At 47.1% G+C, this 11,633-nt stretch carries 8 protein-coding genes; 4 read left to right on the top strand and 4 right to left on the bottom strand.

What is annotated here, in order from left to right; all coding sequences use genetic code 11:
• Positions 1 to 6: 6 nt before the first annotated feature.
• Positions 7 to 1,491, bottom strand: coding sequence for an aspartyl protease family protein (locus BUB18_RS14465; RefSeq protein WP_073082191.1), 1,485 nt, complete (start codon positions 1,489 to 1,491; stop codon positions 7 to 9).
• 318 nt (positions 1,492 to 1,809) lie between these two features.
• On the opposite strand from BUB18_RS14465, the gene BUB18_RS14470 reads away from it, so the two are divergent.
• Positions 1,810 to 3,024, top strand: a complete 1,215-nt coding sequence (locus BUB18_RS14470) for a glycosyltransferase family 87 protein (RefSeq protein ID WP_073082194.1) — start codon at positions 1,810 to 1,812, stop codon at positions 3,022 to 3,024.
• 59 nt (positions 3,025 to 3,083) lie between these two features.
• Positions 3,084 to 5,372, top strand: coding sequence for a GH92 family glycosyl hydrolase (locus BUB18_RS14475; protein WP_083550011.1), 2,289 nt, complete (start codon positions 3,084 to 3,086; stop codon positions 5,370 to 5,372).
• A gap of 237 nt (positions 5,373 to 5,609) precedes the next feature.
• On the opposite strand, the gene BUB18_RS14480 is transcribed toward BUB18_RS14475, so the two are convergent.
• Both BUB18_RS14480 and BUB18_RS14485 read right to left on the bottom strand, forming a co-directional pair.
• Complete coding sequence (locus BUB18_RS14480; protein WP_073082199.1) at positions 5,610 to 6,689, bottom strand: family 10 glycosylhydrolase; 1,080 nt, start codon at positions 6,687 to 6,689, stop codon at positions 5,610 to 5,612.
• A 5-nt stretch (positions 6,690 to 6,694) separates the two neighbouring features.
• Positions 6,695 to 7,768, bottom strand: a complete 1,074-nt coding sequence (locus BUB18_RS14485; protein WP_073082202.1) for a carbohydrate-binding family 9-like protein — start codon at positions 7,766 to 7,768, stop codon at positions 6,695 to 6,697.
• A gap of 155 nt (positions 7,769 to 7,923) precedes the next feature.
• Between BUB18_RS14485 and BUB18_RS14490 the strand changes: the two genes are divergently transcribed.
• Together BUB18_RS14490 and BUB18_RS14495 are read left to right on the top strand one after the other, a co-directional pair.
• Complete coding sequence (locus BUB18_RS14490; RefSeq protein WP_245805674.1) at positions 7,924 to 9,912, top strand: S9 family peptidase; 1,989 nt, start codon at positions 7,924 to 7,926, stop codon at positions 9,910 to 9,912.
• A gap of 30 nt (positions 9,913 to 9,942) precedes the next feature.
• The gene (locus BUB18_RS14495) at positions 9,943 to 10,719 is read left to right on the top strand and encodes an enoyl-CoA hydratase-related protein (RefSeq protein WP_073082208.1); all 777 of its coding nucleotides are present in this window, start codon (positions 9,943 to 9,945) and stop codon (positions 10,717 to 10,719) included.
• A 207-nt stretch (positions 10,720 to 10,926) separates the two neighbouring features.
• On the opposite strand, the gene BUB18_RS14500 is transcribed toward BUB18_RS14495, so the two are convergent.
• Positions 10,927 to 11,628, bottom strand: coding sequence for a porin family protein (locus BUB18_RS14500; protein WP_073082219.1), 702 nt, complete (start codon positions 11,626 to 11,628; stop codon positions 10,927 to 10,929).
• Positions 11,629 to 11,633: the final 5 nt, after the last annotated feature.

The following is an 11,633-nucleotide window of genomic DNA, read 5'->3' on the forward strand; positions in this document are numbered from 1 at the left end:
TACGAATTAAGGAATATCTATTTTCCAGGGCTTCCCGAATTTGTTGACCTCCACTTTCATTTCGCGAACATTCCACTCTTCGCTGTACTTTTTAATGTTTGCTTCTGTGGTGAGGTCTGCGACTTTAACGCCATTGATGGCCATTACTTCATCGTTTTCCATGATACCACTGTCCGCTGCGCCAGTACCCGGTGCTACGCGTTTCACAATCATTTTTCCACCGGCAAAGCCCCATTCAATATCTTTCATCCAAAAGTTGGAAGGCATGGCGAAATTTTTATTCGGAATAGCAGAGAACTGATGATCGGCGAGGTTGATCACCCAGTTGAAACGGTTGATCAGTTCAATACCGAAGCTGCCATCCCCTTTTGGCGACCATTTCTCATCACCTTCGCGGTAGGTCTGCAAGGTACCAGTAAAGCTGTTGAGGTGCCATTGCCCGATATCCACACCATTGAAAACCCCGTTCACCACAGGAGAGGAGTGGCCCATGCTGGTAGTGGTGCTGTGGGAAGTTACCTGGAAATTTTCGTCCAGCTGATTGCGGTGTACGGACGGACCGAACAGAATCAGCGGATAGCCGGCACCGGTATCAAAGTGGAAATCACCATCGAGCACCTTTCCGTTGTTTAAAGTTGCTTTGCCTTTAATACCGGGCACTCCCAGGGAGTAATCCAACGGGATTAGCGATGCTTTCTCGTTGTAATCGAATTTCCCGAAGGTATACAGGCGAATCACGGAGCTGTCGAAATCAATTTCAGTGATATAATTTCTCAGGAAGTTAGCGCCGAAGAGCCCGTCGAGGTCGGCGTCAAACTGCGGGAAAATAGCGCTGTTATTATTAGGAATCACCAGCGTATCCAGGTGCATTACGATACCACTGGCAATACCGATTTGTGTGCTGGCACCTACCACGCTGGCTTTTTGCTGGCGGTTGGCGGTGATACCAATTTCATCTGCCACACTCTTTTTAAGCCCCATGCCATCCGCACCGGTGTCAAACAACAGTCGCAGCGGCTTTTTTGAGTCGTTGAGGGTAAGCGAAATTACAATGCGGTTGCGCTGGTAGGTAAAGGGAATCACTGCCGCCAGCCTGGAAGGCTTATCCAGGTTGATGCCAGCCAGGAGGTCGTAGTACTGTACCTTTTCGAGCTGGTTGCCGCCGTTCAGGTAAACATACGTCTCGAATGGCTTTTGGCCCACGTTATAGTATTTTACCAGGAGACGCTTACCAGCAGTCGTTTTTTCTTCTTTTTTAAGTACCAGTTTATCCAGGCTGTCTTTCCGGAAGGCCCTGTCAAGCATACCATACGCGTATGGGGCAGGGTAAAATCCGATATGGAAGGAGGGAGAAAGGAGTGGCTTCACCTGTTCCACACTCTTCTGGCGTATAGCCGCTTCGAGTGATTTTACAACGGTGGCCGCATCCTGAGCATGTACACGATGCCCCAGGCACAGGAACATGCCTGCATACAGGAATAATTTTTTCACGGTTCTTTTTTTAATGGTGGTTTGTGGGAGTGAAATTATAGAATAATCCAGCTATTTAATTTAACTTGAGGAAAGATTGTAATGTTTAAATGTTCCTAAAATGATTGCAGCTATCATCTCCGCAATATGTATTTCATTGGTATTCATCGTTTACATTGCCATCACGGTGATCAACAAACAATCCAGCGAGTGGTTTTCCAATAACGAATAATTTTTTTCCAGGCAATAGAGGGGTAGTGGCTACCGTGCGTTATTAGGTTGTGCATTTGCAACCTTAATCTGTACTGTAGCATCACTTTTACCGACAACTGAATCGAAATGCCTGCAAAAAGAAATATCCTGGCTTTTCTTGGACGAAAAGACTGGTTGATTGTTATAGTTTGGTTTGGATTGGCGTTTTTGGGTGCTATCACTGAAATTTCCAGGGGGAACTACAATAACTTCCTGATTTTTAAGAACGTCTTCTTTCACCTGATCCATCAGCAACCACTTTATATTGAATATCCTTCCGAATATCTGGATGTAAACCTTTACGGTCCTGTATTTAGCTTGATGATAGCGCCGTTTGCCGTGTTGCCGGTTAAATTGGGGGCCCTGCTATGGTCGCTGGCCGGGGCGGGAGCTATCTTTTATGCCATCCGGCAGCTGCCGCTGGAAAAACTGCAGCAAAACATTATTCTGCTACTTTGCAGCCAGGAACTGTTAGGCGCCAGTGGTTGGTTTCAGCTAAACCAGTTTATTCTTGCCGGCATCCTGCTCACCTTTGCATTTACCATTCGTGGAAAAGATTACCTGGCCACACTTTGCATCATATTAGGCACCCTAACTAAATTTTATGGGATAGTAGGACTCAGTTTCTTCTTCTTCAGCAGTCATCCGAAAAGATTTATAGCAGGCCTTTTTGTGTGGTCAGCGGTGCTTTTTGTATTGCCAATGGCGATATCATCACCTGCTTATATTGTGCAATCGTACCAGGAATGGTTTGCAGCACTGGTACACAAAAATGAAATAAACCAGGCGGACCTCCGTAGTTTTCAGGACATTTCTGCAGGTGGATTCATCAAACGCCTGTTTCGCAAACCACAGCTGAACGACTTGCTGGTGCTGGCTTCCGGCGTAATATTATTTGCATTGCAATACCTCCGTTTAAGATATAAAACAGACCCTAATTATCGCCTATACCTGCTATGCAGCGTTTTACTCTTTCCTGTGTTGTTTAGCAGCAGCTCTGAGTCACCTACCTACATTATTGCCATCCCAGCCATATGCATCTGGTATGTGATTCAGACTCCTGCCCGTTGGAAAAATATTTTTTTATGCTTCGCCATTCTGCTGGTCAGCTTCTCACACTCAGATTTACTTACACCGTGGTTTAGAAGTCATGTAGCCGTACCATATGCTATCAAAGCCTTGCCCTGCCTGGTTTTGTACATCATGTTGGTTTACCAGATCCTCACAAGACAATTTCAATCACCGGCTAAAAACGAGCAAATTAAGTCCCAATCAGCACTTCCCCCGCTAATGCATGCATAAAATTTAGCAAATTTTATACAGCAGAGCGACGTATATTGCCGGACTTAAAGGTTTTGTTTATGTTACCGGGAATCAAGACAGGCCGCAATCTTGCGCTTATGGCGCTCGTTTGTTGCGGCATTCAGGCAGGCGCACAAAATAAACCGATTGCTGCCAACACATTTTCAGAGAGTAAATCCCTTGCCGCAGTAGATCCACTAATTGGCTCGGGAGGACACGGACACGTTTTTGTAGGGGCCAGCGTTCCATTTGGTGCCGTGCAGGTAGGTCCTACCAATATTGTAAAGGGTTGGGACTGGTGCTCCGGCTATCATTATTCCGATAGCGTTGTCATTGGCTTTTCACAGATGCACCTCAGCGGAACAGGCATCGGTGACCTCGGCGATGTACTCATCATGCCTTATACCGGCAATGTGAGAACAAACCGCGGCACGCAGGAAAATCCCACCTCCGGCTATGGCTCGCACTACTCCCACAGCAGGGAAAAAGCTCGCCCAGGCTACTACTATGTACATCTCGACGATTATAATACAGATGTAGAGCTCACCGCTACTGAGCGCGTGGCGCTGCACCGTTATACTTTCCCTAAAGATCAGCAGGCAAACATCATTGTAGACCTGAAAGAAGGAATCGGCTGGGATGCTCCCGTAGAAACACATATCGCTAAAAAAGACGATTACACACTTGTGGGCTATCGCTACTCCAAAGGATGGGCAGTAGACCAGCGCCTGTGGTTTACCATTAAAAGTAATGTGCCATTAAAAGATGTAAATCTTTTTGATGGAGATAGTAAAGTAAATGGTCAGGAAGTCAAGGCAGTAGCCGCTAAAGCAGTAATCAGCTTTAAGCAGGCACCAGGCCAGGTGATGCTGAAAATTGGCATTTCCCCTGTAAGCAGTGAAAATGCGGCTGCTAATATCAGCACAGAAATGCCGGGCTGGGATTTCGCGAAAGTGGTGAATGCAGCCAACAGCAAGTGGGATAAGGAATTATCACGTGTGGACATTCAAACCAACGATGCCGCCACCCGCCGCACATTCTACACTGCCCTTTATCACACCATGATAGCGCCTATCCTCTTCAACGATCACGATGGCAGCTACCGCGGAACGGATAAAAAAGCATATTCCAACCCAGGCTTCGATAACTACACGGTATTCTCTCTCTGGGATATTTACCGCTCATGGGGCCCGCTCAACACCATTCTGCATCCTGAAAAAGTGAGCCACTTCGTGAACTCCATGGTAACTATCCACAAGCAACAGGGTAAATTACCAATATGGCCGCTGGTAGGCAGCGAAACCAACTGCATGGTGGGTTACCACTCCGTACCACTGATTGTGGATGCTTACCTCAAAGGTTTCAAAGGCTTTGATGCCAACGAGGCTTTTGAAGCTATGAAAGCATCTTCCACCCGCGACGACCTCGGTGTGAAGTACGTAAAAGAAAGAGGCTATATCCCTGCGGATAAAGAATATGAATCAGTTTCAAAAGCGCTGGAATATGCTATTGACGACTGGTGCATCGCCGCCATGGCTAAGAAACTCGGTAAAACTGAAGATTTCGAATACTATAAAAAACGCGCCGGATATTATAAGAATTACTTCGACAGCACCATTAAATTTGTACGCCCACGTATGAGTGATGGCAGCTTCAAAACACCTTATGATCCGTTTAATTCCATCCACGAAAAAGGTGACTTTACCGAAGGTAACGGCTGGCAATACACCTGGCTGGTACCGCAGGATGTAGAAGGATTGATTAGCCTGATGGGCGGCGATGATGCCTTTACCCGCAAGCTCGACAGCCTGTTCACCGCTAAAGGAGACATGGGTACAGAAGCGTCCAACGACATATCCGGACTCATTGGTATGTATGCACATGGCAATGAGCCTAGTCATCACGTCACCTATATGTACGCTTTCTCCGGCAACCAATGGAAAACCGCCGAAAAAGTACGCCAGGTGATGAAGGACTTCTACTTCGATCAGCCTGAAGGCCTTGCTGGTAATGAAGATTGCGGTGCAATGTCGTCCTGGTATATCTTCAGTTCACTCGGCTTCTACCCGGTAAACCCGGCTAACGGCATGTATGTACTCGGCAGCCCTCTGTTCAGCAAAGCGACTATTTCCCTGAAAGACGGTAAGAAATTTACCGTACAGACGGTGAATAACAGCGCAGATAATATCTACATTCAAAGTGTGAAACTTAACGGTAAACCATATACGAAAAGTTACATCCTGCACAGCGACCTTGTAAAAGGTGGTACCATGGAGATTACAATGGGCAACAAACCCAATGTGAACTTTGGTAAAGCAGCGGCAGACAGGCCTTTCAACAGGTTTTAATTTATGAATACATAAAAAAACAGAAAGGACGGAATGGCCGTCCTTTCTGTTTTTAATTAAATAACCAATTTAATCCGCGAAGTAGAGACGCCTCGCAGGCGTCTATCCGCTTTGATCTTCGATAAAATCTGTTAGTCAATTACTCGAAGATTGTGAAAAGGATTTACTCGAATAGACGCCTGCCAGGCGTCTCTACACGGAATAATAATGTTCACCACCAGGTATAAATCTACTTATTTATACCTCCGCCAGCACCTTCAATATCTCCGGTGTTACATCTCCAAAAATCGAAACTCCTGCCGCACCATTCTCCACAGCTAACTTCACCGCTGTACGGAAGTCCTCATAGTTATTATGGAAGTCAGGTACAAACAGCCCTGCATACAGCGGGAATGCACCATGCAGCGCCTTCACACCTTCCGCCACGGCGTCGCCGATCCAGACAACCTTTTCCCGGTAAAAGCCGTGATAGATCATGGGGCATACTGCTGTCAACGGCCAGTTGGTCCAGTCCTGGCGCACAATACGTTTTGCGATTTCAGGCGTTGGAAATACAGCCGCCGTAATATCCTTTTTATGTTGCTTCGCTACACCGGCAAGATTGTTTACTACGTTGGTGATACGATCGTAGCGGTACTTACGCCAGGAAGGGCTTTGATCCGGATGTTCGATATCTTTCGGGTCCACACCGTACTTTTCCTTGTAGCCCTGGCGACAGGTATCGCAGTAACAGAAATCATATTCAGGCAGTTCTTTGGACTGATCAATGCCATAGTGGCTCCAGAGGTTTACCGGCAAAATCACGTCGCAGAAGCGCACGTAATCCAGGTGGATTCCATCTACATAATCTTTCTGAAGAATTTGTTCTACCTGTGATTTCAGGTAGTTTACCACTTCGGGCTTGCTGGGGCAGAGCCAGCGATAGTAATCCACATACGGAGGATGGTTAGCGCAGGACTCTCCTTTACGGTTTTGTGCATACCATTCCGGGTGGCTGGCGAGCAGATCTTTTTCGCCGCGGTTCATCGTCCACATCCAGCGGTGTGCTTTGATGCCGTTGGCTTTGGCAGCTTTGAAGTGTGGCTCGCTGTCGGCCTCGAACATGATATCTGCGATACCTGCTTTTTTATAACCTGCGTATTTTTTTACGAGGTCATCATATTTTTCCTTGTGGTCCGGATTGATCCACACGCGGTGAGAAACTCTACGTTTTTGCAGTACAGCCGCTGCTTTTTCAGCGGCGCTTACTGGCAGGGCAGGCGTTGCGAGCGCTACACCACCGATACTAAGGGTTTTGAGAAAATTACGTTTATCCATTTACGTTATTTTTTATCTGACCAGATTTTACCTTCCTGATTAATATAGATGCGGGCAGAAATTTCAGGTACCTGCACGCTGGCAGTGAACTGCTGGCTGATAGCCTCCATTTCCAGTGCATACTTACCGGCAGGGAGCTTCAAGTCTACTGACTTTGCAGCAAAGCGCCTGTTTTTAGCGCGATAGGTTTGCTGTGCGTAATAGACTTCCCAGAGTTGTTTCCTGGCGGCAGCATCTGCCGGCATACTGAAAGAGGGCACTTTTTCTGTGCCTTGCGCTGTGGTAAACTGCAGGTAGCCCCATCTCTCCGGCGCATGCATGTTGATAATATCCTGCTGGCTCCAAACCCAGTTGTGTTCCGGCTTTTTACGTTTTACGTATTTGCCGTCCACCACATCAGTATCCCATTCAACACGTGAAAAGTTGATACGCCACGTAGTGCCGTTTGCCGGAGCACCATCCCCAAAAAAGCGCAGTGCACTGAATGGAATCGCCATCTCCACCGTCCATGAGGAGTCCGTATCAACCGGATTATTCAGTGTACCATTTACACTTACAGCGGTCATCAATCTTTTGGTATCCCAGTTAAGCATGGCGTTACCACCATCGCGGTAAGGCTTTACCATAAAAAGATCCATCACCGTATTGAGCGCGTTGATCTCCAATTCATAGTACTGGTGCGTGTCTCCGTCGGGATCGATGAATACTTCAAAATCATTGTCATTAAAAATAATGGCATCATGATTTTTAAGTGTACCCCATACATGTGGCTCTTGTAGTTCTGCGCCAATGTATAAATACTTTTCATCCCACAGTAATTTAATACGTGTGCGGTAAGCAGGAGATGGCTGCCGGCTACCTTCTATATCTGTAAAATCTTCAGACCAGGCGGCATGCTGCCATGCGCCTTCATTTAAATGTCCATCGATAGCTACGCTACCGCTGGCGCGTGTTACTACATAGTTGCGGGGCGTACCGCTGAAAGGCTTAAACGCCGTTGAAAAAGTCTGTGCCATACTGATTTCAGGCAACAGGAATCCATTTAGTAATAAGACTAGCAATCCAAATCTAAAGTACATAAGCAACCGGGTTTGATTCCAAACTAAGGCCACTAAGTTAAACTTAATAAATTATGAATCCCAGACCATCAATTATTCCTACATTTATGCGATTCAAAACAACCTTTCAGATCATGTACAAACCAATTTTACTGACAGGATTATTATTTACAACTATGGCAGCATCAGCCCAGGAAAAGATGACGCCTGAGCTCTTATGGCAGCTAGGCAGAGTGAGTGGTGAAACTGTGACAGCAGATGGCAAAACCGTTATCTACGGCGTTTCGCAGGTTAATTTAAAAGAAAATAAAAGTGAGAAGAACCTGTTTGCTATTCCGCTGGCAGGAGGCACTCCCAAACAACTCACTACCGGAACGGGAGCAGAAGGAGATGTGATGGTACTACCCGGCAACAAAATTGGTTTCTCCCTAAAAGGACAATGGTGGGAAATGAATGCCGACGGCAGTAACCCGGTGCAAAAAACAAATGTGGATGGCGGCATGCAGAACATCCGCATTTCACCAGATGGTAAACACATCCTGTTTTCCAACGAAGTGAAGGTAAAAAAGATCAGTGGTAAAGACTTCTATCCGGATCTCACCAGATCTAATGTTCAGATTTATGATAACCTGAACTACCGCCACTGGGATACCTGGGAAGATGGCAATTTCTCCCATGTATTTTATGCTACTTATGAAGATGGAAAGGTTGGTACTCCGGTAGATATCATGGCGGATGAGCCATACGATTGCCCGCAAATGCCTTCCGGCGGCCCTGAGGACCTGATCTGGAGCAGCGATGGCAAAAGCATCATCTACGTATGCAAAAAGAAATATGGCAAGGATTACGCACTCAGCACTAATACCGACGTGTATGAGTACAACCTCGAAACCAAAACCACCAGCAACCTTTCCGAAGGTATGAAGGGGTATGATGTAACGCCGGCTTTCAGCACCGACGGTAAATACCTGCTGTGGCTGAGCATGGAGCACGATGGCTACGAGGCAGATAAAAACGATATCATTGTACTGAACAAGACTACCGGCAAAAAAACAAATATCACCAAAGGCTGGGATGGCACGGTATCCGCAGCACGCTTCAGCACTGATGGTAAAAAAATCTACTTCCTCGCTGTAGTCAAAGGTACCGAGCAACTGCTGGAAATCACCCTGCAGAAGGATATAGCGGCTACCAATGAAAAACATATCCGCCAGATCACCAACGGTGATTTTGACATCAACGATATGATCAGCCAGCAAGGTAATACCATGGTGGTAACCCGCACAGATATGAATCATGCAGCGGAAGTATTTACAGTGGACCTCGTGAAGGGAGCCGTACTGCCACTGACCACCGTTAACAAAGCTACCTACGATAAAATAGGGATGAGCAAAGTGGAAAAGCGCTGGATTAAAACTACCGACAATAAGGAGATGCTGGCCTGGGTAATCTACCCACCGGATTTTGATCCTGCCAAAAAATATCCAACGTTGTTATATTGCCAGGGTGGCCCACAATCTGCCTTATCACAGTTCTACTCTTACCGCTGGAACTTCCAGCTGATGGCGGCACAGGGCTACATCGTGGTAGCGCCTAACCGCAGGGGTATGCCGGGTCATGGCGTGGAATGGAATGCCGCCATCAGTAAAGATTGGGGCGGTCAGCCAATCCGCGATTACCTGAGCGCTATTGACGATGTAGCAAAAGAACCTTATGTAGATAAGAGCAGACTGGGAGCTGTAGGTGCCAGCTATGGCGGTTATAGCGTATACATGCTGGCAGGCGTACACGAAAACAGGTTTAAAACATTCATTGCGCACGACGGGCTGTTTGACCTGAAAAGCTGGTATGGCACTACGGAAGAGCTCTGGTTTGCCAACTGGGATATAGGAGCATACTGGGATAAAGCAAATGCCGATACCTACAAAAACTTCAACCCGAGTGAGCATGCCAACAAATGGAATACGCCTATCCTGATCATACAGGGAGGTATTGATTTTCGCGTACCAATTGAGCAAGGCTTACAGGCATTCCAGCTGGCACAGCTGAAAGGCATCAAGAGCAAGCTGCTGTATTTCCCTGAAGAAAATCACTGGGTACTGAAACCGCAGAACGCGATTGTATGGCAACGTGAGTTCTTCAGCTGGCTGAAAGAAACATTGTAATTTCAATATATCATCACCAAAACCGACTCCATGACTGCTTTAACACTTGACATTCAGGATGGCATTGCCACCATTACATTGAACCGGCCGGAAGTATATAACGCCTTCAATGACCCACTGAGTTACGAACTACAGGATGCCCTGAAACAGGCCGAACGCGATGCCAGTGTCAGGGTAGTAGTATTAACAGGAGCCGGTAAAGCTTTTAGCAGCGGGCAGGATCTTAAAGCAGCCATGGAGGGCGGAAAACGGAATTTGAGTGAGTCGCTGCACAAAAGGTATAACCCTATCATCCGGGCTATACGAAATATGCCCAAGCCCGTTATATGTAAGTTAAACGGCGTGGCAGCGGGTGCCGGCTGCTCGCTGGCGCTGGCCTGCGACCTGATCATTGCCAGCGAAACCGCCAGCATGATTGAGATTTTTGTAAACATTGCACTGGTGCTGGATAGTGGCTCTTCCTACTTCCTGCCACGTACAGTAGGCTACCACCGCGCATTTGAGCTGGCCACTAAGGCCTCTAAGATCAGCGCCGAAGAAGCGCTGAAGCTGGGGCTGGTCAATAAGGTGGTACCGGCCTCTGAGGTGGATGATGCTGTGGCAGCAGAAGCGAAGTATTACGCTAACGCGCCTACGAAGGCCATTGCCCTCATGAAAAAGATGCTGACCAAGGGTATGACAGAAAGCCTGGATGAGGCATTGGAATATGAAGCGTATTGCCAGGAAATTGCAGGTAATTCAAAGGATAATACCGAAGGGGTTACTGCATTTCTGGAGAAAAGAACACCTGTTTTCACCGGTGAGTAAGGTGGATTTTGAATGGGACCTTCGGTGGTATTCGCGACGGCACCTTGCGAGCCTCCTTCTCCATCAGCGAGCGGTATGTCTCTAAGAACAAGCCTACGCGCGCAGCGCGGAACCTCCCCACCTGGCACCGAAGGTGGCAGGTGATAATATTAAAAAAGCGCGTGCTGCAGATGCAGCACGCGCTTTTTTAATATTAGGTAGATAAGTTTATAATCCACTTACTACGATACCGATCTGGTAAGGTCTGATATCGTATTTGTCGTTGTCTTTCAATAGCGGGGTAATGGAATAGCTGTAGAACAGACCGATGTTTCCATAACCGATGCGGGCAGTAGCTGCCATGCGCCATGCGTTGAAATACTCTTTGTTCCTCACCTTGTCGGTAGTTTTACCACCATTAGGGCCGGTTGTTTTAGCCTTCGTATGTGCGTCCATCAGTGCGCCAAACTTCACGCCCAATCCGGCTTTGAAGCCTTTGTTAGCGTTATCTGGCACGGAACGGTATCTCAGCTCAATAGGAATTTCCAGGTAAGTGGTAGCCACTTTGTAACGCTTGTTAGCGGTGGTGTAAGGGAAGGTGATCTCACTGCTGTTAGACCTTCCTGCTACATCCATAGCATGATCTTTCAGCATTATACCGCTGGTGCTGATGCCCAAACCGGGTGCAATACTGAATTTAGACTTATTGAGAGGAATATCATACATGAAAGCAACGTTGAAGCCCCTGTTGAAGCCGGATTTCACGCTATCCGGAGATCCTGCCCAGCCATCGTACGACAGTTGGATCATCAGGAAGTCCCTGGAATGAGTCACGGAATTCATCGCTTTATTCATTGGAGAACCTCCGTCCTGCGCAAAAACTCCGATAGAAGTGGCTATCAGTCCAAGGGTAAAGAGTATTTTTTTCATAAAAT

This window comes from Chitinophaga jiangningensis (genome assembly GCF_900142605.1).
Taxonomy (GTDB): domain Bacteria; phylum Bacteroidota; class Bacteroidia; order Chitinophagales; family Chitinophagaceae; genus Chitinophaga; species Chitinophaga jiangningensis.